Annotated in this window: 21 protein-coding genes and 1 pseudogene; 7 read left to right on the top strand and 15 right to left on the bottom strand. The window is 35.2% G+C overall.

Translation table 11 applies throughout. The annotated features are described in order from the left end of the window. Positions 1-248 (top strand): annotated as a pseudogene (locus tag G8761_RS26850) (IS110 family RNA-guided transposase); the annotation flags it as partial. Positions 249-457: 209 nt separating this feature from the next. On the opposite strand, the gene G8761_RS16000 reads toward G8761_RS26850, so the two are convergent. Together G8761_RS16000 and G8761_RS16005 are read right to left on the bottom strand one after the other, a co-directional pair. After that, positions 458-1,468, bottom strand: a complete 1,011-nt coding sequence (locus tag G8761_RS16000) for an IS1595 family transposase (protein ID WP_166028434.1) — start codon at positions 1,466-1,468, stop codon at positions 458-460. Between the two features lie 158 nt (positions 1,469-1,626). After that, positions 1,627-1,983 (bottom strand): helix-turn-helix domain-containing protein, encoded by a 357-nt coding sequence (locus G8761_RS16005; RefSeq protein ID WP_166028436.1) that lies wholly within the window; start codon positions 1,981-1,983, stop codon positions 1,627-1,629. 135 nt (positions 1,984-2,118) lie between these two features. Here G8761_RS16005 and G8761_RS16010 point away from each other — a divergent pair, with 135 nt between their 5' ends. Next, positions 2,119-3,111, top strand: a complete 993-nt coding sequence (locus G8761_RS16010) for a DGQHR domain-containing protein (protein WP_166028438.1) — start codon at positions 2,119-2,121, stop codon at positions 3,109-3,111. 86 nt (positions 3,112-3,197) lie between these two features. Here G8761_RS16010 and G8761_RS16015 read toward each other — a convergent pair whose 3' ends face one another. The 6 genes from G8761_RS16015 to G8761_RS16040 all read right to left on the bottom strand — a co-directional run bounded on the left by G8761_RS16015 (position 3,198) and on the right by G8761_RS16040 (position 12,392). Next, complete coding sequence (locus G8761_RS16015) at positions 3,198-4,190, bottom strand: hypothetical protein (RefSeq protein WP_166028440.1); 993 nt, start codon at positions 4,188-4,190, stop codon at positions 3,198-3,200. Continuing rightward, a complete protein-coding gene (locus tag G8761_RS16020; protein ID WP_166028442.1) occupies positions 4,183-5,955 on the bottom strand; it encodes a hypothetical protein in 1,773 nt (590 codons plus the stop codon). The genes G8761_RS16015 and G8761_RS16020 overlap by 8 nt, the downstream gene beginning before the upstream one ends. Further along, a complete protein-coding gene (locus tag G8761_RS16025; protein ID WP_166028444.1) occupies positions 5,956-9,537 on the bottom strand; it encodes a helix-turn-helix domain-containing protein in 3,582 nt (1,193 codons plus the stop codon). It abuts the gene before it with no gap. A gap of 5 nt (positions 9,538-9,542) precedes the next feature. Then, the gene (locus tag G8761_RS16030) at positions 9,543-10,889 is read right to left on the bottom strand and encodes a site-specific integrase (protein WP_166028446.1); all 1,347 of its coding nucleotides are present in this window, start codon (positions 10,887-10,889) and stop codon (positions 9,543-9,545) included. A 194-nt stretch (positions 10,890-11,083) separates the two neighbouring features. After that, positions 11,084-11,422 carry an SDR family NAD(P)-dependent oxidoreductase gene (locus G8761_RS16035; RefSeq protein ID WP_166028449.1) on the bottom strand — a complete coding sequence of 113 codons (339 nt, stop codon included), beginning with the start codon at positions 11,420-11,422 and terminating at the stop codon, positions 11,084-11,086. A 10-nt stretch (positions 11,423-11,432) separates the two neighbouring features. Then, complete coding sequence (locus G8761_RS16040; RefSeq protein ID WP_166028451.1) at positions 11,433-12,392, bottom strand: MBL fold metallo-hydrolase; 960 nt, start codon at positions 12,390-12,392, stop codon at positions 11,433-11,435. A gap of 511 nt (positions 12,393-12,903) precedes the next feature. On the opposite strand from G8761_RS16040, the gene proC reads away from it, so the two are divergent. Together proC and G8761_RS16050 are read left to right on the top strand one after the other, a co-directional pair. Beyond that, positions 12,904-13,749, top strand: a complete 846-nt coding sequence (proC, locus tag G8761_RS16045; protein WP_166028453.1) for a pyrroline-5-carboxylate reductase — start codon at positions 12,904-12,906, stop codon at positions 13,747-13,749. Between the two features lie 453 nt (positions 13,750-14,202). Further along, positions 14,203-14,388, top strand: coding sequence for a hypothetical protein (locus G8761_RS16050; protein WP_166028455.1), 186 nt, complete (start codon positions 14,203-14,205; stop codon positions 14,386-14,388). A 16-nt stretch (positions 14,389-14,404) separates the two neighbouring features. Here G8761_RS16050 and G8761_RS16055 read toward each other — a convergent pair whose 3' ends face one another. Both G8761_RS16055 and G8761_RS16060 read right to left on the bottom strand, forming a co-directional pair. Continuing rightward, positions 14,405-15,172, bottom strand: coding sequence for a PhzF family phenazine biosynthesis protein (locus tag G8761_RS16055; protein WP_243450051.1), 768 nt, complete (start codon positions 15,170-15,172; stop codon positions 14,405-14,407). Between the two features lie 119 nt (positions 15,173-15,291). Then, the gene (locus tag G8761_RS16060) at positions 15,292-16,350 is read right to left on the bottom strand and encodes an undecaprenyldiphospho-muramoylpentapeptide beta-N-acetylglucosaminyltransferase (protein ID WP_166028456.1); all 1,059 of its coding nucleotides are present in this window, start codon (positions 16,348-16,350) and stop codon (positions 15,292-15,294) included. A gap of 129 nt (positions 16,351-16,479) precedes the next feature. Here G8761_RS16060 and G8761_RS16065 point away from each other — a divergent pair, with 129 nt between their 5' ends. Next, positions 16,480-17,628 (top strand): glycosyltransferase family 2 protein, encoded by a 1,149-nt coding sequence (locus G8761_RS16065; RefSeq protein ID WP_166028458.1) that lies wholly within the window; start codon positions 16,480-16,482, stop codon positions 17,626-17,628. Positions 17,629-17,701: 73 nt separating this feature from the next. Beyond that, the gene (gene namA / locus G8761_RS16070; protein ID WP_166028460.1) at positions 17,702-18,730 is read left to right on the top strand and encodes an NADPH dehydrogenase NamA; all 1,029 of its coding nucleotides are present in this window, start codon (positions 17,702-17,704) and stop codon (positions 18,728-18,730) included. A gap of 54 nt (positions 18,731-18,784) precedes the next feature. Here namA and G8761_RS16075 read toward each other — a convergent pair whose 3' ends face one another. From G8761_RS16075 to rbsK, 3 genes are all read right to left on the bottom strand, one after another. Then, the gene (locus G8761_RS16075; RefSeq protein ID WP_207789240.1) at positions 18,785-19,612 is read right to left on the bottom strand and encodes a GNAT family N-acetyltransferase; all 828 of its coding nucleotides are present in this window, start codon (positions 19,610-19,612) and stop codon (positions 18,785-18,787) included. Between the two features lie 53 nt (positions 19,613-19,665). Next, positions 19,666-20,127: a GNAT family N-acetyltransferase gene (locus G8761_RS16080; protein WP_166028462.1), complete on the bottom strand. Its 462-nt coding sequence runs from the start codon at positions 20,125-20,127 to the stop codon at positions 19,666-19,668. A 62-nt stretch (positions 20,128-20,189) separates the two neighbouring features. Next, positions 20,190-21,086: a ribokinase gene (rbsK, locus tag G8761_RS16085; RefSeq protein ID WP_166028734.1), complete on the bottom strand. Its 897-nt coding sequence runs from the start codon at positions 21,084-21,086 to the stop codon at positions 20,190-20,192. A gap of 100 nt (positions 21,087-21,186) precedes the next feature. Here rbsK and G8761_RS16090 point away from each other — a divergent pair, with 100 nt between their 5' ends. Continuing rightward, positions 21,187-22,122: a VanW family protein gene (locus tag G8761_RS16090; RefSeq protein WP_166028464.1), complete on the top strand. Its 936-nt coding sequence runs from the start codon at positions 21,187-21,189 to the stop codon at positions 22,120-22,122. Positions 22,123-22,140: 18 nt separating this feature from the next. Here the strand turns inward: G8761_RS16090 and G8761_RS16095 are convergent, their stop codons facing one another. Both G8761_RS16095 and G8761_RS16100 read right to left on the bottom strand, forming a co-directional pair. Beyond that, a complete protein-coding gene (locus G8761_RS16095; protein WP_166028466.1) occupies positions 22,141-22,704 on the bottom strand; it encodes a YdcF family protein in 564 nt (187 codons plus the stop codon). Next, positions 22,701-23,144, bottom strand: coding sequence for a GNAT family N-acetyltransferase (locus G8761_RS16100; protein ID WP_166028468.1), 444 nt, complete (start codon positions 23,142-23,144; stop codon positions 22,701-22,703). The genes G8761_RS16095 and G8761_RS16100 overlap by 4 nt, the downstream gene beginning before the upstream one ends. Positions 23,145-23,429 lie beyond the last annotated feature (285 nt).

The raw sequence follows: 23,429 nt of genomic DNA on the forward strand, positions 1-23,429 counted from the left end.
CCAAAAACTATCTCGGAGCACTGTATAGGCGTACAGCATCACGAAAAGGCAGGAAACGCGCAGGAATTGTAGTCGCTCATGCCATGTTACGTATATCTTATTATCTTTTAACCCGAAAAGAAATGTATGTAGACTTAGGCGAAGATTACTTTGACAAGCAGAGACAACAATCCATTGTCCGGCATTCACTAAGAAGACTCGAAAGTTTAGGCTATATAGTCACTCTACAAGAACCTAAAGCATCTTAATCCAGTCCACTTTTCTACAATAGATCATGAATGGCGCTCTCCCCTTTTTTAAAAAAGAATGAGCTGCGTCTTATTTTAGTATTGCCTTTTTTCCTTTTTCATAGAAGTTTATTTTCATGGTAGTTAACCAAGATTATTTCCATTATTCTAACTTTAACATAAACTCTTAAATAGTTTGCCGGCTTTATTCAAATTTTTCCACACCAAAATTACGCTGATCTTAACATCTCCACTGTAGAATGTTTTGAATTCCGGCAAGAACCTAAGAGTAATTGTTTTACCCGTTCAGTTTTGGCGATAGTTTTTGTTTGATTAATATATTTGAACCAGAAAAGATAGTTATCCAAGTACTTGGTGGCCACACCTTGAAACCTTTGCATAAATTTCTTGAGTTGGGTGTGATAGGCGTTGACGTGCTGGATATGGTAAATTGACTTCTTGACGTAAATTCCCTTTCGTATATTTACAACTTCGTGCTTTAGCCCTTTTTCTACTGCAAACTTCTTATAATTAGTTGCGTTATCCGAACATAACAAAGCGTTATTATCTATAAATTGACCCAATACACGGTCAATTTCAGTACTTTTAATTCTTCCTGTGCCGGCCATTTCTGAAATTACTTGTCCATTTCGGTCCTGGGCTACGAGCACGCATATTTGTTCATTAGAAATGCCCCTTTTTGTAGCAGATCCACCTCTTTTACGGGCTTTCCGGTGGGAGATATCTTTTTTGCCTTTGTGACTTTCCAAAAAGTAAGTTTCATCACTCTCGACAATTCCTTTTAATGTACTGTGGCCTAATGACCTAAGAGCATTAAGGATTTTATGCCGCCAGTAGAAGGCAGTTGAGATATGAATTTTTAATACTTCAGTGATTTTAGGGAACGTATAGCCCTCAACCATCATCTTAAAGTATTCCAACCATTTACTTGGGTAATGGGTGCCCGATAGGGGAGTGTTAGTCATATCATTGAACGTTTTTCCGCAATCCTTACAGAGGTATCGTTGCCTTCCTCGATATTTTCCGTTCTTTTTAACAGAGACACTTCCACAATGTAAACAAGCAAGACCTTCGTGAAATCGACTTTCACGGATATCTTTAAATATCTTTGCTATGTCTCCTTGATCTGCCGGAAACAATAGAAACTTAATCGCATTATATAACTTAAATTGTTCTGATTTAGATAATTCCGAGAATCCTTGAAATACACTTTCCCACATTTTTACCGCCTCCTAGAACGCAATTATAGCAAGGTCCTATTAGTATCGGTAAAAAACAACAATCTATGCGAAAACAGCCAAAAAAAAACATTGATCACTGTGTCAATGTTCATAAAAAAACTTATTCAAGAATAGTTGAGGCTAGCTTGTAATATGGATTATTCTTTTGCTTTGCTATATGTTTCAAAAATTTCTTTTGCTACTTTATGTATTAACTTTACATCCTGTAATTTTCTGTCTGCTAATAAGTTTACAATTAACCCTACCATTTCATTTTTGGAAACATATTCATCAAGAACCAAATTATTAAAGCTGAATACTGTTTTCACATCTTCCTCTAAACCATTTAAGATTTTATCTAAGGTTTCCAAGGTGATATTTCTTTCACCTCTTTCCACCCCCGCTAAAAAAGATGTTTGAAGACCAGATTTTTCTGCTAACTCCTCTTGAGTTAATTTTTTCATTTTTCTTATTTCTCGAATGTTATTACCAACGAATTTAACCAGATTCCCCATTATATTCACCTCTCTTAAAGAGTAGGTGAGCTATCAAACTTGATACAGATACATATGATATAACTTCCATTGATTTTTGAACTTATAAGTACTATTATTTTTAAATAATAAATATATTAATATGAGGTGTTAATAATGGGAGATTACTTGCCATCAAATATAGTAATTGAAAACGTGTTGCAATTTAAAATGAGAGGTAGAGTAGCGTACCAAGGGTTTGTTTCTTCACAAGTGGCCATTCACTTTTCTCACTCAAAACCATATAATCACCCTTCAGGAAAAGGTTATCAGAGGCCCATAAACAAGCAGAGAAGTAAAGAATTTGCAAATTATTTATCAAAAGGAGAAGATTCTTTATTCACTCCAATATTATTAAATGCTGCTGGCAACTGGGAATTTCACTCCTATAATAAAGAACGTCCCTTATTTGGTAGATTAGTCGCCAAAAAAAAAGCTTCGTTAATGGATGGGCAGCATAGACTTGCAGGAATTGAAGAATACGTAAAAAAAACAGATGCAACGTTAAATATTCCATTTTTAGTTTTCCATTACTTAGATGAAGATGAAGAAATTAAACTTTTTGATATTATAAATACAAAAGCTAAAGGTATTGGTACTTCATTAAGCAGATATCTTAACAGGGATAACGATGACATTAGCTGGATAGCGACAAATTTAATATTAAGACCTGAAAGTCCTTTTTATAGCAAGGGAACGCTTATTGGTAAGAGAAACAAAGATAAACATATCACTTTGCAAAACCTTTATAACCTCGTTTCTTTACTTATTAAGAAATCTGATTTAGCTGATCTTTCTAAAGAAAAAATATTAAGTATTACGCTATTTTATTTTAACGCTGTTAGAGAAATACTTTCATCGGAATGGGAAGATGTTAAATCTTATAGATTAACACACATTCTTTCTCTAAACGCTCTAGCAATTGTAGGAAATGAAATAATTAATAAAAATTTTCTGCATAAAAGCCAGCAGCCAGATTCTAGTGCAATATTGGCTAAACTACAAAAGCTTAATCAAATAGATTGGTCTTCAAATGGAGACCTAAAGTATTTAAAAGGAGCTAGTGGTTCAAAAATATTAGCGCAGGATATATTAAATTGTATAAAGTAAAGTTAAAAAAAATACAAGGTTTCTCATTCATCTGAGAAACCTTGTATTTATTATCATGAACCTAGTTTTAGGACATAAACTATTCACTACTCAAAACTTATAATACCTTTAAATATTTCATGTTCAATTTCCTTTGCACGCAAATTAAGTTTTTCCCTTATTTTATCTTCGTCTAAGGTCTTTTCAGTGTTAAGGGGAGATTTTTTTATTTTGTTAATATCCAAACTTTCATCTATTCTTTCAGGTTCCTCAATGAAAAATTCATCAATTGTTCCTAAGTCTTTATCAGGTGAAAAACTTTTATTATTTGATTGTTCTACCTCTAATATATAACTTAGAGAAGAAATTATTTCACTCAAATCAAAATTTCCATTTTTATAATCCTCTAATCGAATTAAGCTTTCCTTATCGATTTTTACTCCGGTAGAAATCACTCCTTCAATATAAAGTAAATATTCAACAATGGTTTCATAATGATGTCTGTTTACAAAGCTTTCTAAAATAATATTCTTATCACGAAGTTTCTTGTTTTTTTTCTCAAGATTTTTAATCTCTTGTTTTAATTTTTGGATAACCTCATTTTTTTCGCTTTCTACTTCGAGGATTTTATTTTCAATTTTTTTTATTTCTGTGTCTTTTTTATATGTTAATTCCACTTGTTTAATAAATTCTTGCGATAAATCTCCGTAACTGTCATGGATCTTTTCACGGTGTCTATCGAGAAGAATTAGAGCTCTTTCAAGCTTTTCTTTTGTATTATTTTTTTCGATAAATTTTTTAATATTTAGTTTTTGATAAATTGGGACAACCACGGTTTCAGAGGTCGTATTAATTAGTTCTCGTTTTAAGTTATTATTCAATTTTTCTATATATTTTTTTACTTCTTTTCTCCTAGTAAAGTCCTGGTAGTGAGCTGGCTTATGTAATTCCTTGGTAGAGTACTCAGCTAATTTTGAAGGTGATAAACGTGATACTATATGTCCATACTTTTTTATGTACAAATTAATAATTTCTAGTAACTCCTCATTACTAAACTTTAATGGTCTACCACTACCATTTTTTATTTTAGTCTCACTCATCAATATCACCTACATTTAGGTTTTCAGTTAATTTCAAATACTCCGCCGCACTTTGCTGTATATTTAAGATTCTTCTCTTAAATTCTGCAGCTTCCTTATGAGTTTTATTAAATGACTTCAAAACGCTAAATAAAAACAGGCCTTCATCATTAATTCGGTTTTCTAATTGTTTTCTTCTCTTTTTTATCATTGTATTAAATTCGTCACTACTTTTAATAAAATGATTACACACTAAACAATCTCCAAAAACAGGTAAACAATCTGAAACATCACCAACAAAGAATTTCTTTGAATAACATTTTCCATAATCCAATTCTTTACACTTATCACTTGACTGTAGTTCCAAACCTCTTAATATAGACTTAAAGCTAACTTCTTTATTTATAGAGTTCTCCTCGATACCAAAATCAATTGTCCTTTTTTTCAATTCTTGGAACTTGAAATAAGCCATGCACTTTACAACTTTACCAATATGATTAAAATAGTGATACGAAATATTGATATCTTTGTGTCCTGCAAAATCCTTAATAAGTATGGGATTAAAATCATTTAAAACTAAATTAATCATTGAAAAGTGTCTTGTATCACCAATCTGAATCATCATTATTTCATTTGGTTTTAAGAACTCGTCCTTTCCTAAAAATGCGTTCTTATCTTGAGCATAAAAAGGTTTTTGCAAGACTTTTATTCCAAATTGTTCTTGTATAACTTTTTTGTAAAACTTTCCAATCAAAGAACTAAGGTGCCTTGTGCCAAACTTATTCAGTTTAAAAAAATTTTCTAACCCGGTTAAATCACGATAGGCCGAGAGTGAAAATAAAAATTCCCTCTCCCCATATTTTTCAACCAACGATTTATACTCAAAGATCATATTTGCTATATCAATTGATATAGGGTACTCATGTATTGTATAATCGAACTCTAATTTATGAGTAACTTCAGTTTTACCCCCTTTTAAGTTAGAGCGCCTTATTTTCAACATATATTCACCTGTATTAATTTCTCTAATACAATCGAAAGGTATGATAACAAATTCTGTAGGTCTTAATGGCAGCACCATTGTAATTTTCCACCATAAATAAATAGGGAAATAAAGGGCTTTTTCCTCACTACTTGCTTGAATGTCCCAAAACTGATTTAATAATTTATCAAAGAAAAAGATAGATTGAAATTCAGATAAAAACCGTTGTTCAAGACCTTTATTTCGCTGCTCTACTAAAATTTTTTCTCGTATTTCTTCGTATGTAATTGAGCAATCTTCTTGGAAATTTTCTGTTTCAGGAATTGGATAGAAGTCTAATATTTCCAGACAAGTCTTTAATAGCAACAAATTTTTTTCATCTAATCTCTTTCTGCCTTTAATTACATCCTCTGCTGATGAATTAGAACTAAAATAACGGGTATATTTTATAACATTTTTAAATGCATTAAATCTAACATTTAATTGAAGTAAAGCATTGGTCTGTAATTCAAAAACAAAGTAAACCTTTATTACATTTTTAAAATCCTGAAATGAACCTAATTCACGACTACTCTTTTTTTCAGATTCAAATAATGTTTGAGGTAATGTAAAATCAAAAATTTTTGTAATTACCTGGTTGGTTATGATCCATTCATTATCAAAAAAAGAATCATTCAAAATAATTTTATTCTTCCTATACTCTTCGAATATTTTTGTTCCTTCTTTTATAGTTTCATTATTAAATTCAAGAAATTTAGTAATATACACGCCTTCATTTTCAATTTTTTTCTTTATAGCTAACATTTATATTTTTTCTCCCCTGTTTTTTTCACCTATCCCAAAAATTATTTCGCGGATTTCTTCCAAATCTCCAATATTAAAAATTTTTTGAAGGGCAAATAATATTTCTCTTAACACAGGCGTAAACATGGAATCTATCAACTTTCTATACTTGTTTTTTTCATTGTCTGTTTTGCTTTCAACTTCACATGCTGCCAATTCTCTTAACCTTTGTCCTATTACAAACAAAGTAGTTTTTAGATAGATTTCTTGACCACAGCCTATACACGTTTTCCTATTTGGCTCGATACAGCCGATTCCTTTAGCAACAGAAATACAATTCATATTTTTTTCTCGAGCTGGTGCCTCGCCATTTGCAATAGTATTTAGGAACCTGTATATTGATTTCTTCTTTTCTATCGAAATACTATCTATGTCTCCTTTGACGCCAAATTCTTCAATAAGGATAACTGCCTGTTTTTTTGATTTTTCCAAAATTTCATTGAATTGAACAAGGAGCATTTCTAAATCATATGGTCTCAATTCGCTAAATGTTTTTAAACTTTTAGTTTGTTGAGGCAAAGACATATTGAGTACATTTTCTTCACCTTCTATAATTTTTAGCACAAGATAAGGTACAAAACTACAAACACCTCGCTCAAAGAGCTCTCTCATTACAATTTCTCCATCGGTTAATTTCCTATATCCTTCTAAATAAACACTAGTAGTATTTGTTTTTTGGTCACCTTTACACATATGGCTTCTTGCGAAACTAGAAAGAATATACCCTGTACCGATTTTCTTTTTTTCTGCAATTTTTGCCACATGTATTTGGAATGTTTTATTTAACCTAAGATTATTTAATCCATTACCTTTAAAAATATTGGTAAATTCCGGCCCAAAAAAATCAATTTGTTCTTTTATATTAAATTTTCTACTTGAGATTAAATATTTATTATTCTTTGACTTTCGATGTGCCTCACATAAACCCAGTAACATACCCAACCTATATCTTATACTTTCAGGAATTTCAAATACTAAATTTGGAGGATTAAATTTTTTCGTTTTTAATGGTTTTAAATTTAAATAATGTACCCTCATTTCCACTTCTGTAGTGATCTTGAATGCTATTTCCTCGGTAAATTGATTGTCCCTTATTAAAGTAAAAAATTCATCAGGTTGCATATTCAAATTTGGATGTGGTAGTTGATTGATCATATCTATCCTTCTCCAAGCACATATATAATGCAACAAACTATAGAGCCAGAGAGAAGCGAATCGAGTATTTTCCAATGCCTTTTCTAAATATTCTTTATACCAAGCATGTGTTTCATTCAACAAAAGAAATCCGAAACGAAAATATTGTTCTTCTGTATAAGGTGAAACTCCTCCTTCAGTTTTTTTATAAGCATTTCTTTTGTCAAACCTATATATATTTTTATATTTTGTATCGTATTTTTTTTGTAATTCATTCAGAAAAAGACAGATATGTCTATTGGCATCTTTTCCCCTCTCTTTAGAGTAAAAAATTAATAATGATTCTATTTCTTCATCCGAATAAGAAAATAACTCCTTATCAATTGTAGAAATAATCTTATAAAAATCTATCATTGAATTTACATAAGTACCTTTTAGTTCAAGACGTTTTAATGCAAAATTAAAAAATTCTCGCATACTTACATTAGCTTTATTATTAGACATATTAATTACTAGCGACTTAAATTTATTAACTTTATCTAAGCTTGGATCTCTTTTAATCATCACTTCTTCAAACATATTTTTTATCTTTTCGATATCCTCTTTATATACATAACTATATCTTTGGTTAAAAGGAGTTTCTGTTCCATTAATTATTCTAATTGATTCTGATTTCATTCTTTCAGCTAATAAAGCTGCATTATAAGATTGATCTAAAGCATCCTTTTTTTTCTTTTTCGATAAATGTTTTAGTAGAGCTATTAAAGGAACGGTTTCCTCTCTAAAGATTTCCCAATAATCAATATCATGTTTATGGACATAAAGTTTTCTACTTGTTGAAATAATTATTTCATTCTTAAAGAAATTCCTTAGTCTTTCTTTCTTACACCCTAATTTTTTTGCAGCTTCAACTAAAGAAATATAAGTGTCATTTTTACTATAGTCTGGCTTAAATTCTGTACATATTTTTTCTAAAATTTTAATAGAATATAATTTATCCCCTGGCAGCCACTCAATCAGATAATTTTGGTATTTTGAGTTTAAAATATCGCTAAGAGACTCATCTTTCACATGCAGACCGTTCTGCTCTCTTAAAATTTTTTTTAACTCTTCCGTATTAACAGTTGTTTCTTTAAATCTTAAAACATCACTTTTCAAGAAATAGAACCCATTTTTATAGAAGAATTGAACAGGCATATTATTTAAAAAACTTAACCAATTAGCTCGGAGGCTAAGATTTCTTTTAGTATTTTTTTTATCATACATTTTGGTAGTACTCTTTATATTACAAATAATTTTTAATGCCTCATTAAAGCTGACAAACTCTTCTTCTTCAGAAAAGTACTTTGCTTGATTAATTAAAAATCTTTTAAGGACATGCAGTACGTCATATCCAAATGTTAATTTACTATTACTTTGATATGGTAGATCTAAAGCTTCACAAATGGTAATAATAATTGGTTCATAATGTTTTAAACTGCTAGTGGAGGAGGGGGACAAATATTTTCTGTATAAGTGTAAAAAGTCACTAATATCAAATATTTTTTTACTATTTAGTTTACCTTCTAAAAAATGAGTCTTTAATAGATTAATAATTTCCTTCGGATATCTTTTGATATTAGAAGGTAACCACTTTATCTCAAAATCAGAAAAATCCTTGTATAAAGTTTTATTTAATAATGATTTTGAGATTTTTATTCCTCTCTCCTTTTCCAGGATTGCCCATATTTGATCTCTTGTTACTATTTTAGCTTTAAACTCTAGTACATCTTTTTTCAGGAAATAGAAGTAATAATTATAGTAAAATTGAACTGGAAGCTTATCTATAAGATTTAGCCATTTATCATTATCTTTTCCATCAATGGTTCCCATAATATTAAAGGATCTACCGACACCTCCTAAAATACTCAAAACCTCTTTATGGGTTATAAAAATGTCTTTATCTCCCTTTAAAAAAAGTGATTTATTCATAAAGAAAAGTTCAATAACTTGATACACTTCTTTATTTATTAACAACCCTCCATTGTCTTCTATGGTGAAGGGTAAATTCATTCCTTTACATATGATTTTTACAGTATTAACTAAATAAGGAGCATGGTATGTGGCAAAGAAAAGAGAATATTTTTTAGCTAAATCCCTTATATCTTTTACACTAAATACACTTCTCGAAATCATTAAATCTTTAGCTTCTATATTTTGATCCAACAAAACTTCGAATGGAATATTAAATAAGACACTTATTTTTCTTAAAAACTCTTCGGAGGGCTTACTAATTCCTCTCTCAATATGACCAACATAACCCGTTGAATACCCTAATTGCTCAGCTATTTCCTGTAAAGTAAGGTTATATTCAGTTCTAAGTTTTTTTAATTTAGATCTAATATACATTCGCTTCACTTCACTTTTCAAAAAATTCACTTCAAATTATAACGATAAATATCCTCTAGTAAATTAGATGTTGCCTCTCTATAAAGCTTTATTAATTCTGATTTATTACGAGTATAAAGAAGTGATGTTTCTAAATTATCATCTCCTCTCCATCCTGCAATAGAATGGGTTGGTTCGTTATTTAATACTAATTGGACAGTGAACCAATGACGTAGAGAATGAGGAGCTAAATCTTTAGTCATTAATATTTCGGCATAAACTTGTTCTTCATAATCTTCTGATTCAGATAAAGCTGTAATTAAGTAATCATTTACAAGTTTTTTAAATTTTTTTCTATAGTTCTGAGTAGTTTCAGCCATTCCTTTTTTATTAACTATCAAAGGATAATAGCCAGGTTCGGTCCCATGATTATCTAGCCACTCCTTATGTTTATAGAAAATGGGTTCTAGTATTGGTAAAAATTTGTAATATACATATTGTTCTCTATATTTTTTAATACTACCGACATCCACACCATCACTTCGCATAGGATACTTGTTTAACAAATTTATTTTAAAGTTTGCTAATTTCCCTCCGATTTTCATATAAGAAATACCACCTCCATCTATCGGACAGATCTCTTGTCTAATATTACAAACTTCTCCAATCCTTAAACCAGCAAACGCTTGTAAACAAATCGCCAATGTAATTTCAGGATAGTAAATTTTACTTAAGTTTATTAATTTAGTTAGAGCTTTTGTTGGAATATCTCTTAGGATTTCTTCACTTTCACAGTTAGAAACATAGACTTGAAAAGGAGTATTTATATAAAAACCCTCTTTACCACTTTGACGGTGTGAAAATTCTACTTTTTCTATCATTTGAAGATCCTTTATTTGTTTAGCTTTTTCTCCATAAACATGTTGAATCCAAATATAAAACTGAGCTATTTCCCTCATGAGCCTTTCAACAGTTTCTGTTGGTTTCCTTTTTTTGTCTTTTGATATATTCCCGTCAGCATATGCTTGTAAAAATCTATTTCCATGTTCAATGGTAATATCGATTAAATTTGCAATTTGAAATTCCTCAAAATTCTCTATTAAAACAAAATTCAAGAAAGTACAAATAAAATATCCTTTTACTCTTAAAGTTTCTGGCCTTCTAGTATCAATTGATTTTTTCTTTCCTACAAAACGAAGATATTTACTATAAGGTGTAAACTCAAGAATGAGACCAGTTTCTATATGTTTTAAAACAATAAACCAATGTTGCCGCCAAGTTCCATCTTCATAAGTAATCTTATGAGAATACATACTGAAAGTAAGTTTTTTTATTATTGTTTTATAGTTCTTTATATTTATTTGTTTAGATGGGAACTGTAAAACTTTTGACAACTAAACCACCTCACTAAGTTTTTTAAAACAATAAAAAAAGACAACAACACTCTTACATTTCACTGTAAAAAGCATTGTTGTCTCTTAAAATAATTTAAGTTTTCACACACAAAATCCTCTATAAAAATATAATACTATTCCTTATTTTGTGTGTATATATATTTATAAACAATAATCTATTTTTTTCAATATTCCTAAGCTATCTGTAGTATTTTCTTATTAAATAAATTATGTGTGTACCAGTAAAGTTCCCCAGCATTGTTTACTAAGATATCAATTGTATCCATCTCTTTTTTCACAGCTAAAAAAACATTCTCAATCATATCAGTCTGGGCAACATCGAGCTGATGGACGTAAACCCTGATACCATGCCGAGCCTCTAGCTCCTTTTTTAGCAGCTGCAATTTATCAAGGCTTCTGGCCATAAGAGCGAGATTTGCCCCCCGCTCTGCGCAAAGCCTGGCAATTTCGGCACCTATCCCACCGGAGGCACCAGTAATCACGATATTTTTTCCCTTTAAACGTTCTGCCACAGCTTTCACCTCATCTAGCTTTAAAGAGAACAGGTCTGCTGTCTCCTATAACAATTTCTCCTATAGACTCCAAATAGTCAAGCTGAGCAACAGTTTCAGAGAGGGTCAGCCCAAGTTCACGGCGGTAAACTGACGGAAATAAGCGGCGGCAAATTTCGAACACAGTCATTTCTTCTTCCTCAAGCCAGCTCTTCACCTTCATTGCTCGGTCATGCTGGCGTTCCAGCCTTTTTTCAACGAGGTTAGGCAGATCTGTTACTTCCTCACCATGCCCTGTAAAGACGAGCTTTATCGGAAACTCCAGAAGTTTTTTTAAAGAGGCATTCAGCTGAAGCTGAGGTTTCGGCCTTTCTGTTTCACCTGGGACAGGCGGCTCCATAAGGGGATTTGGTGATATATGGGCCAGGACAAGATCGCCGCCAATCAACGTTCCATCACTTTCCCTTAACAGTACAATATGGCTTTGCGCATGGCCGGGCGTTTCAAGAACGGTCCATTCAGAAAGTCCTGGAATTGCTTCTCCTTCCGCCAATAAACCTGTTAGGGATCTGTTACACGTGTACTTTAATGTATGCCTTATATGAGTGATGAACGGACTGAACTCCTCAGGCAGGCCAAAATCTTGAAAAAGCTTGCGATGAAAAGCCTCGTGCTCGGCATAAAAAGCGTCGGTCCTCATTATCCAACGTTCATTGAGCCAATGCCCATATACAGGCAGACTATCCGGGAAATAATCAAGCAAGCCAGCATGATCCGGATGATGATGTGTAAGAACAATTTGTTCAATATCATTCGTGCTAAGTCCCAATTCATTCAACTGCTGCTTTAGCGCCTCCCATGCCTCATCTGTCTTTGGACCCGCGTCAATTAAGGTCAGACGCTCTCCCTTTACGACGTAAACATTTACATCACCAACTGCAAAGGGGGTTGGGATGTTTAATTTTGCGATTCCATTTTTCCATTCTTTCATTTTTCCCATGCTCCTTAATACTATTCTCCAATAAAATTAAATCGATTATAAGATTAAGTGTACCTATTTTCACAGCAATTGTCATTATTTTCACATAATTTCTTAAATATTTAAAATATTTATTTTCTCAAAGGCCCTTGACAGACAGGCTAGATTTCTTGCATAATCACAATTAAAACTTTGGATATTTAAGATCTTAAATAAAAACAGTAAAACGGCAATGACTAAGGCCAGTAAATGGAAAACGGCGAAAGAGAGTGAAGCTCAGCGGCTGAAAGGCTTCACCGTCCAATTAACCATTGAACCTACCTTAAGAGCAGTTAGGAAAACCTAAACGCGGATCCGGCGTTAACGGAACAGAGTGAGCCATTTTGGGTTAATCCCGGATTGGTGAATGAAGGTGGTACCACGGAAGTTAGGCCTTTCGTCCTTTGCGGATGATGGGCCTTTTTATTTTTCAAAAAAAGCATTAGCCCCGATGAGTGGCAGCAAAAAAAAGGAGGAAGATTCGATGCGAAAATTAGTGATGGTCGGTGCTGGCTCAATGGCAGAAGCTCTAATTTCAGGAATTACTGCCAGTGGTCTGGTGGAAAAGCAAAACATTTGGGTAACCAACAGAAGTGACGAAGCAAGGCTCGAACACCTCCGCAAGGAATATAGCGTCACGGTTACCTACAATTTAGAAGAACTTTTTAAGGATGCAGATGCGGTTATCCTTGCAATGAAACCAAAAGATGCAGAAGCTGGCATTCAAGGCATCAGCAGCTATCTATCAGGGCAAACATTGCTGATTTCGGTCCTGGCTGGCCTCTCGATTCAAACGATTGAAACTTTGGCGGGTAAAAAACTTTCTATTGCAAGAGCCATGCCGAACACATCTGCTGCTATCGGAAAATCAGCAACAGGCCTGGCATGTAATGAACGTGTTAGTTTAAAACAAGCAGAGATGGCCAAAAAGTTATTTGAAACAGTTGGACTTGCAGCTTTTGTTGAGGAAACACAGCTTGATGCAGTAACAGGCCTATCCGGAAGCGGGCCTGCGTATATATACTATCTGGTAGAGGCAATGGAAGAAAGTGCAAGGGAGATTGGTCTTGAAGGACAGCTAGCAAAGGAACTGATTGTCCAGACACTGCTAGGGGCTGCTGAAATGCTGACAAAGTCGGAGAAACCTTCACGGCAGCTGCGCCATGAAGTTACTAGTCCAGGAGGAACAACCGAAGCCGGAATAAAAGTTCTGGAAAAACATAACGTCCATAAAGCGTTAGTTAATTGCATCAAGGAAGCAACTGCGCAGTCTAGAAAAATGGGGAAAATGCTAAGTTCAGCCATCGAGCCAAAGCGGCAGACATCATGATTGATAACGGATTTCCTGACATGAGGCTTAGGAAATCCTTATCCTTCAAAAGTTATAGTTTGGTCTTTAGATTTTAAATACCCCGCTATATATATCCTTAAAAATTAATAAGCAATTTAACTATTTTTTATAAAAATTAGCTTTTTTCTTATCGTTTTACTATAAAATAAGTATCTTTTTCGTTGGATCTATCCATATTTAGCTTTGTACGATTTCGTTAAATTGAAAAATACCCCCCTATAAAAATATTAAATGCACGATTCTAACCGTTAAATGCACGATTCTAACCGATAAATGCACGATTCATAAAAACAAATGCCCAATTTATAGCTGATATACATCTAATTGGTAACTATTGCCCGAATTCCATCACTTATGCCCACTACTCCTTTGAAATTCATCTACCAATTATATCCAACTTGATATATCATCAGTATTTAAGGGGGAATAATTATGGATGGAATAGGAATGATATCATTTTTACCAATTTTATTGATGTTAGTTTATCTTGCTGTACTTGGGTTTATTATTTGGTTTGCTGTTACTTTAATCAAATCGCAAAAGGAACGCAATCAAATCCTTAAAGAGATTTCAACCAAGCTAGATAGAATACAATTCAATAGTAAAGACGGGGAGTAGTGACTTTCCCGTCTTTTTAAATTAATATTTTCTTAGACTGATATTCTGAAGCGTATCCTCCGATATTGATATTTACCACTTTGCCCGATTCTACTGATAAACTAGCATAAAGCTCCGACGGTTTTTCCATCGAATATCCTTGTTCAAAGGTATAGGAAGACTCCTTGTTTTTCCATTCATCCCTGTATTTCGCCAGGTAGCAAGCAAGCGCGGCATTGGATGTACCGGTTGCACTTTCCTCTGGAATATCGAGCAAAGGAGCAAAGTTTCGGCAATGGGCTGAAGCACCGTGAAGGGTTTCAAGTGTAAAGACATGATAGCCTGTAGAATCGTATTTTCTGCTTATATCGGTGATTTTCTCCATATTGGGTTCCAGCCCAAGAAGAATATCGAGGGTTTTGACTGGAATCAAAATCGCACGCAGCCCGGTTGTGACCACTTGTATCGACATCCCCGAAACCAGCTGATCTTCTTTAATCCCTAAAGAAGCCACTATTTCCTCAGACGAAATTTCCTCAAGAAATCCCGGCGGATTTTGCTGGAGAAATACCGATTCATTTTCCTTAATTTCCACACTTAATAGTCCCGCCTTCGTTTCGATGGAGTACAATCCAGGCTTCACCATTTCTTTTTGATTCAGCAGCGAAAATGAAGCCACAGTAGCATGCCCGCATACATCCACTTCTTCTTTAGGGGTAAAATACCGAATCTGATAATCCGCCTGTGAGGATGGTAAAATAAAAGCTGTCTCAGAAAACCCTAATTGTGCAGCAGCAATTTGCATCTCTTTTTAAGTTAGAGATTCTGTATCGAGTACGACACCCGCAGGGTTTCCCCCTTCTCCATTTTTGGTAAAAGCAGATAGAACAAACACTTCTAATTCCATTTGATTCCTCTCCTTTTTTAAAAACTATTAATCTCTTCTACTAAAGTTTGAAGCCCACTTCCCTGGCCAGAGTTTTTCATCGCATTTTTTATTTTATCCTTGCTTTGCTGAATTTCCTGAAGGTTAGAAACTAAGGATTCTGTCGTCAGCTCTTCTTCCTCCAGAGTGACAGCGTAGCCTTTTTCAGTAAATGATTTCGCATTTAGAATTTGGTCTCCTCGGCTTTGCTGTCGGCTTAAAGGGATAATCAGCATCGGAATATTTAACGCAAGAAACTCAAAAATGGCATTAGAACCACCTCTTGTAATAACTATATCCGTTGCAGATAGGATATCGGGAAGCTCGTCATGTATATATTCAAATTGCTTGTAACCACGGCCTTCCAATGAAGGTTCAAGGTTTCCTTTTCCGCAAAGATGGACAATCTGATAGTTTTCCAACAGCTGTGGCAATGCACCCCTAACCGTTTCATTAATTTTTTTGGCTCCCAGGCTTCCTCCCATTACCATTAGGATGGGACGGCATCCGTCAAATCCCAGAAATTTCTTACCCTGCAATCTTGAGCCCTTCAATATGTCCTTACGGATTGGAGAACCAATTACTTTCGTTTTTTGAGAAGGAAAAAATTTTGCTGATTCCTCAAATGAAGTAAAGATCCTTGCTGCAAAGCGTTGTGAAATTTTATTAGCAAGCCCAGGGGTCATATCACTTTCATGAATAAAAGCAGGAATCCCAAGGGAACGAGCGGCAATAATAACAGGGACAGAAACGAAACCTCCTTTTGAAAAAATAAGATCAGGTTTAATTTTTTTTAGTATTCTCCTTGCATCTGCACAACCCTTTAAAAACCGGAAGGCGTCTGCCACATTTTCAAAATCAATATACCTTCTTAGTTTTCGGCTTGAAATTCCATAATACGGGATGCCAATCTTTTCAATAAGCTCTTTCTCAATTCCTTTTTTAGATCCTATGTATTTCATATCCCATTTTTGTGAGTCAAGTTCTTTCATAATTCCTATATTGGGCGTTACATGCCCAGCGGATCCCCCGCCTGTAAACACAATTGTTTTTTTCATACGTCCTCCTAAACCCAAGCTTTATATTAAATTATATCTTAAACAGCTCTTAGGATTAACTCTTTCATTTGTACCTCTCTTCCTTTTTCTTTTAAAATAGGGGAAAACACTGACTGGAGTTAACAAAACATGCTTGTTATTTTATACACCTTAAACCTTGCTGTATGGATCGTTTTTATAATCGATGCGATTAATGGGCTGCGTACACTTGATTCTTTGGAAAAAGAGGAAGTATTAAAAGACGGCCCCCTTCTTAGTGTGATTGTTGCAGCAAGAAATGAGGAAAAGTCGATAAAATCCAGTGTTATTTCCCAGCTCAATCAATCCTATCGAAATGTTGAATGGCTGCTGGTCAACGACCGATCAACAGATGATACTGGAAAAATAATGAATGAAATAAAAGCATTAGATCATCGTGTTCAAGTGATTCATATTAAGGAGCTGCCAAAGGGCTGGCTTGGAAAAAATCATGCACTTTATTCGGGAGCACAAGCAGCCGCCGGAAAGTGGCTTCTTTTTACTGATGCAGATGTTCAATATCAAAAAGAGGCTTTTGGAAAGGCGCTTCACTATTTTGAACGCAACCGCCTGGATCACCTAACTGCAACCCCTAATTTAAATGGGAAAGGTTTCTGGCTAAAGTCGTTTGTAGGTTTCTTTCTATTTGGATTTTCCTATTTTAAAAGACCGTGGACAGCGAATAATCCACGATCCAAAAATGGAACCGGAATTGGTGCATTTAACCTCGTGCTGAGAAAAGCGTACGAGCAATTAGGGACTCATGAAAGAATAAAGATGCGTCCTGATGATGACCTCCAGCTTGGAATAAAAATCAAAAAAGAAGGCTATCGGCAGAGAATAGCAACTGCCCTTGAGTTAATAGAAGTCGAATGGTATGGAACTCTGAAGGAAGCATTGGTTGGCCTTGAAAAAAACACTTTTGCAGGGTTGAATTATCGAATAAGCATGGTTCTTTTTGCTGTAGTAGGAACCTTTTTGTCCCACATTCTTCCTTTTTTCACTGTATTTGTGCCGGACAGGCTGGTTATCCTTATGAGTGTGGCGAATATCGTTGCGATTGGAATTTTATATTTAATGGTCATAAAAAAAATGACACGGTTTTCCCCATGGATGTTTTTGGCTTTTCCATTAACAGGGATGATTTTTATTTACTCCATTATCAGGGCCAGCATTTTAACATTTAAAAGAGGAGGAATTGTCTGGCGGGGTACGGCTTACAAGCTAAGTGAACTGAGGGAAATGAATCGCAAAGACTGATTTTTTCCTTTTGAAAAAGCCATCTGCTATACTAAAAGATATTTAGAAAACCGAAACAGAGGAGGCTTTTTTAATGCCATCATCAGTTAAACTATTTACACCCTATACTGTAAAGGGAGTTACATTTAAAAACCGGATTGTGATGTCACCAATGTGCATGTATTCCTGTTATAAGGAAGACGGGATTGTTACAAACTGGCACCGGACACACTACACCTCAAGAGCGGTAGGACAGGCAGGATTAATTATCCTTGAATCCACTGCCGTCACTGCACAGGGCCGAATTTCACCACAAGACCTCGGTATTTGGAGCGATGATCATATTGAGGGTTTGAAAGAGTTAACGGGATTAATCAAAGAGCACGGTGCCGTTGCAGGTATCCAGCTTGGCCATGCTGGCAGAAAAGCTGCTTTAAAAGAGGAAATTGTCGCACCTTCTCCTAATGCCTTTGATGAAACTTACCAAACACCTAAGGAAATGACAACTGAAGAAATTAAGGAAACAATTGAAGCTTTCCGCCTTGCAGCTGTAAGAGCTAAAAAAGCAGGCTTCGAGGTAATCGAGCTTCACGGGGCACATGGCTACCTGATTAACCAGTTCCTTTCACCAACAGTGAATAAAAGAACTGACGAGTATGGCGGATCCGAGGAAAACCGCTATCGTTTCCTCCGAGAAACCATTGATGCAGTAAAAACTGTCTGGGACGGACCATTGTTTGTAAGGGTCTCCGCTTACGAATATCTTGAAGAAGGCTTAAAGGCCGAGGATTATATCCAATTTGCGAAATGGATGAAGGAACAAGGTGTTGATTTAATTGATGTAAGCTCAGGCGGGGTTGCACCGGCTCAGGTTAAAGCTTACCCAGGATATCAGGTTCCTTTTTCTGAAACCATTAAACATGGAGCCGACATTCCAACAGGCTCAGTCGGCCTGATCACAACAGGCATCCAGGCTGAAGAAATTCTTCAGAATAACCGTGCAGACCTTATCTTCATTGCCCGCGGCTTCCTACGTGACCCATATTGGCCAAGGACTGCTGCAAAAGAACTTCGTGCGGAGCTTGAACCGCCAAAGCAATATGGTCGTGGCTGGTTATATTAATTTCAAAAAAACGTGTGGCAGCCCCACACGTTTTTTATATTATATTAACTTTGGTTAAAGGTTACTAGAAGCACCCTTAGGGATAATGACTGCTCCACAAGCCTTTTCATAAAATTCTAACGGTCCAGCCCCACCAATAATCGCATAAGCATAACCTATGCCTTTCATATCCTTTAAACAATGATGCAGCAATGAAAATCCATATCCCTTGCTGCGGTCAGAATGGGAAACACCCATTGGTCCAAAATAGCCTTTCTTACCCTTGTAGATATCAAAGGCAGCAAAGCCTGCTATTCCACCCTCATTATCAAATGCTACATAAATTGAATGCCTGCTCTGGAGAAAACCCTCCCTCACGGTTTGCGCCCACCCCGATGAAAAATGCTCCTCAACATAACGGACAATCTCATCAAAGTCATTATGATTAACTCTCCTTATATTTTGCATAGACAACTCAGGGAAATGATAATTATCGAGGTTTGTAATCATATCACGGGACTTAGTCCCCAGTTCTAAGATCGTATTTCTATCCCTGTCTGTTAAACAATTAACCGCCATTTCTGTATTCATTAGTGCTTTTAAAAAGTGGCCCTCATTTAAATAAACCTGATTATATCTATTCATTGTCTCAACTGCCTTAGCAAATACAGCATTCACTTCTTTGTCAACAGGAACTCTAAAAAAAGGACTTTGATGTACCTCATCCTTTTCAGCTTCAGCAAGTCCTCTTAGTTGTCCTAGATTCGTATTAATTTTTAAAGAAATTTCCCAAAGTACACCTGTTTTCTCTTGAAGACAGACAAGGAGAAGATCCAAGGGGGTGATGGCCTTGCTTCCAGATAATTGCGCCTCTTTCTCAGCCAATGCTATGATTCTAGCCATTCGATCAGTGAATTGAATACTCGCAGGTTCCAGAATAATCTCTCCTTTATGTATTAATATAGGTCTTTAGAAAAATGGATACATTGGTCCTCAAAATGATCTAATAGGTATCCGTGCTTTTCATAAAAATAAACAGCACTTGTCCAATTTCTATTTGTCTCAAGCACAATTTTTCTATATCCTAAACTTACTGCACTTTGCTCTAATTCCTTCATCATTCTGCCCGCAAGGCCAAGTCGCCTATATTCCTTTTTCACTGACATTCTTTCAATCCTTGCTATATTAGAGGATTTACTGCTCAGTGCGCCTGTGCATAGTACAACATTGTCTTTCATTCCCAATAAAAACAAACAGCCAGGCCTGGTGTATATGTCCATAATTTTATACAAATCCGGATTTAAGGAATCGTCAATGAATCCAAACCGCTCACCCAGCCCAGCAAGAACAAGACTTTTTGCTTCTTCAGCATATTCTTCCGTGACTTTCATTATTGTTATATCTGCCGTGCTGAACATTAGGATACCTCTCTTCCATTAAAGGTATCTTAAAGTTTCGTGATGTTTTATAAAAATCCTGTTTAAAAATCTCTTTCAAGTAACTTTTCTACTTCTTTCCTGTTTGGCATCCCGCCCTGGGCACCAAGCTTTGTTACTGAGATTGCTGCAGCCGCATTAGCAAAGCGGCAAGCCTCTTCAAGATTCTTTCCAATACTCAAACTATAAGCAAAAGCCCCATTAAAGGTATCTCCAGCCCCTGTAGTATCAACGATCTGCATTTTATATCCTTCAATCAGTTTTTCACTATCATGAAAAATAGTTACCCCCTTTGCTCCTTGAGTGATAATGCATTTTCGCTGTAACCTCTCCTTCTCCTTTGCTGTCATCTCAAAAGAAGAGAAAAGCTGCTCCTTTTCATGTTCATTAGGTGTGAAATAATCTATTTGGCTAACCAATCCTATAGGAAGATTTTGAATAGGCGCTGGATTAAGAATAACTTTTACATTATGTTTTTTCGCAAGAGAAACTGCCTTCGAAACACTTTCGATTGGAATTTCAAGCTGTAAAAGAAGAATATTACTTTCAGCAATAACAGTTTCATTTTTTTCGACTATATCAGGAGTAAGAAAATAGTTTGCACCAGGGACCACCATTATGCTGTTATCTCCTTCTGAAAGTGTAATCGAAGCAATACCTGATGAAGTGACAGGTATGGTTTCAATAAACTCCACTTTAATTCCCTCGTTTAGTAGATTTTTCGTTAATTCCTGTCCAAAAGAATCGTCGCCAACACAGCCAATAAAATCAACCTCAGCTCCCAGCCTTGCTGCCGCTACCGCCTGGTTTGCCCCCTTTCCACCTGGTATGGTGAAAAAAGAATCGCCAAGAACTGTTTCCCCCCTCTGTGGGACCCTTTTTGTTTTTGTTACAAGGTCCATATTGATGCTCCCGATAACTGTAATCCTTGGTTTCATAATTGCTTCACCTTTTTATTTAATATAATTTTCACTGTTTCAGTGATTTTTCCAATATTTTTCCTTTATCTTGTTCATATTAAGGAAAGGAGGAATCGGATACATGTTACAAACTTTTATTTTAACTTTGCTTCTTGGTTTAAATGTACCAGTCCAGTCTGATAATTTGATTCTTTTAAATAAAGGAATTCCGCTAACGCATTTAACAAGAGAGAAACTAAGCTTAATTCCTGAACCCGGTGCTGCCTTTCCTGACACTGCTCGTCTTGAGGAATTGGTTGACGACCTTGATGAAAGAGTAGCTCAAGCTCCAGCTGATGCCTATATCGGACAAAATGGCAGCATTATGCCTGAAAAACTTGGACAAAAACTCGATAAGAAAGAGCTGTCTGTACAGCTAATTCAATACTTTTTTGAAGGCAAGCCTAGAATTTTGGAAGTTCCTGTACAGCCTGTATATCCCAGGGTAGACAGTGAGATGCTTGACTCTATAAATACAATGCTGATTGGCCGATATACTACCTATTTTAATTCAGGGAACAGGGAACGCGCCAATAACATAGCGCTTGCAACAGAATCACTTAACAATAAAGTTATATTTCCCGGAGAAACATTCTCATTTAATAAAATAGTCGGGAAACGGACAACCGAGCGGGGCTATTTAAAGGCTCCAATTATTGTTCGCGGAGAGTTGTCCGAGGGAATTGGGGGAGGAATTTGCCAGGTCTCCTCAACCCTATTTAATGCTGCTGATAATGCAGGTTTAAAAATTATTCAAAGGTATTCGCACACAAAAGCAGTGACCTATGTTCCTCCTGGAAGAGATGCTACCGTAAGCTGGTATGGGCCTGACTTCGTTTTTAAGAATATGTACAGCCAGCCAATATTAATCAGGGCAAGGAGTTTAGGAAGTCAGCTTTCCGTATCGCTTTATTCTGCAGAGTACATAAATTTTAAACCTAAAAGTATTCCAGGAGCACCGGCAATTCTTCCAAAAGAAATCATGTTCGATAAAACAAAAAAACAGCCGGAAAACTAATTCGGCTGTTTTAAGACATTAAAAAAACTTAAGTAAATAATATTTTGTAATGGCGAGGTATTCCCGGCTATAGGATTTAGGAACTGCAATCCAAGGGGTTTCTGCCGGCAGTGCAGATACTTGAAGCAGGTCATCCTTGGCCATACTCATCGCCCGGTACATGTGAAAATCATTTGTAACGATTAATCCTTTATTCGCATCGGAAGGAATCAGCTTTTTAGAAAATGCCAGATTCTCAGATGTCGTCGTAGATTTATTTTCAAGTATAATTCTGGCTTCATCTATTCCCCTTTTCATTAGCCCACGTTTAATGGCCTCCGCTTCAGAGATTTCCTCCCCGCTTCCCTGCCCGCCAGAGGCAATGGCAATAACACGGCCATGTTTTTTCATACATTCAGCGGCAGCTATGATACGGTATTTCAGAGCCAAAGAAGGAACGGTCCCTTTAACCCGTGCACCAAGAACGATTAGATAATCAGCATCCTTGGGAACAACAGCCTCTTTGTATTCATAAATTTTAAATTGCAAAACTCCTACATATACCAATCCTAAAAAGAACAATATGCTAAGCCACTTTTTCATTTTATATCTTCCTCTAGTCTTTTTTCTAAAATGATTTTCAGTTCTCCCAAGTAGTCTGTATATGTACCAATAATGTCATAACCGTGCTTTAAATTTAAAATGAGCATGTTTCTCCACTTATTTTTTGTAATTGTTTGGACAATCCTGTAGCCATGTTCTCGTAAGTATTGATGCTGAACCTCCATAAGCTTTGACCCAATACCTTGGTTTCTGCAGTCTGGATCTACACCGCCAAGCCAGCTGTAAAACTTTCTTTTGTAAAGCTCATATCCAATTTTGTACCCTGCAACCTTGCCGTTTTTTATTGCTAGGGCAAAAAGGAGATTTGGTTTGCTTTCTATGCCAGATTTTTCTTTAACTTTAAAAATAGAGTGATGTAATTGAAGTATATTTTCAAGAATTTTCTGTTCAGGCATACCTGAAACGATTTTATATTCCATATATATTTCTCCTTTAAAAGTTTAATATTATTGTAGCCTCTATTAAATGGATGAACAATCCCTCTATTAAAGCTGTTTTTGCGAGGCGAAATATTAGAGCATCTAAAAAAATTTCGACAAAAGCCAGGAAGTTCGACCCCCTATAATCTTTTAAAAATAATTATTTTAGCCTAGTGATATTCCTTTTTTCGGAATATGTTAGCAAGTTAAAGACCTTTCGACCTGAAACTTGTCTCCTCTTTTTAAAAAAAATGGAGAAATAGTCTCGTTGATAGAAAACAAATT

It is taken from the genome of Neobacillus terrae, from assembly GCF_011393025.1.
Lineage (GTDB): Bacteria > Bacillota > Bacilli > Bacillales > Cytobacillaceae > Neobacillus_A > Neobacillus_A terrae.

Bases quoted from the DNA above. Each gene is read 5' to 3' on its own strand.
- G8761_RS16040 (WP_166028451.1), bottom strand. From the start codon at position 12,392: ATGAAAGAATGGAAAAATGGAATCGCAAAATTAAACATCCCAACCCCC.
- G8761_RS16080 (WP_166028462.1), bottom strand. From the start codon at position 20,127: ATGTTCAGCACGGCAGATATAACAATAATGAAAGTCACGGAAGAATAT.
- namA (WP_166028460.1), top strand. From the start codon at position 17,702: ATGCCATCATCAGTTAAACTATTTACACCCTATACTGTAAAGGGAGTT.
- proC (WP_166028453.1), top strand. From the start codon at position 12,904: ATGCGAAAATTAGTGATGGTCGGTGCTGGCTCAATGGCAGAAGCTCTA.
- G8761_RS16090 (WP_166028464.1), top strand. From the start codon at position 21,187: ATGTTACAAACTTTTATTTTAACTTTGCTTCTTGGTTTAAATGTACCA.
- G8761_RS16020 (WP_166028442.1), bottom strand. From the start codon at position 5,955: ATGTTAGCTATAAAGAAAAAAATTGAAAATGAAGGCGTGTATATTACT.
- G8761_RS16100 (WP_166028468.1), bottom strand. From the start codon at position 23,144: ATGGAATATAAAATCGTTTCAGGTATGCCTGAACAGAAAATTCTTGAA.
- G8761_RS16060 (WP_166028456.1), bottom strand. From the start codon at position 16,350: ATGAAAAAAACAATTGTGTTTACAGGCGGGGGATCCGCTGGGCATGTA.
- G8761_RS16050 (WP_166028455.1), top strand. From the start codon at position 14,203: ATGGATGGAATAGGAATGATATCATTTTTACCAATTTTATTGATGTTA.
- G8761_RS16015 (WP_166028440.1), bottom strand. From the start codon at position 4,190: ATGAGTGAGACTAAAATAAAAAATGGTAGTGGTAGACCATTAAAGTTT.
- G8761_RS16005 (WP_166028436.1), bottom strand. From the start codon at position 1,983: ATGGGGAATCTGGTTAAATTCGTTGGTAATAACATTCGAGAAATAAGA.
- G8761_RS16065 (WP_166028458.1), top strand. From the start codon at position 16,480: ATGCTTGTTATTTTATACACCTTAAACCTTGCTGTATGGATCGTTTTT.
- G8761_RS16095 (WP_166028466.1), bottom strand. From the start codon at position 22,704: ATGAAAAAGTGGCTTAGCATATTGTTCTTTTTAGGATTGGTATATGTA.
- G8761_RS16010 (WP_166028438.1), top strand. From the start codon at position 2,119: ATGGGAGATTACTTGCCATCAAATATAGTAATTGAAAACGTGTTGCAA.
- G8761_RS16055 (WP_243450051.1), bottom strand. From the start codon at position 15,172: ATGCAAATTGCTGCTGCACAATTAGGGTTTTCTGAGACAGCTTTTATT.
- G8761_RS16075 (WP_207789240.1), bottom strand. From the start codon at position 19,612: ATGGCTAGAATCATAGCATTGGCTGAGAAAGAGGCGCAATTATCTGGA.
- G8761_RS16000 (WP_166028434.1), bottom strand. From the start codon at position 1,468: ATGTGGGAAAGTGTATTTCAAGGATTCTCGGAATTATCTAAATCAGAA.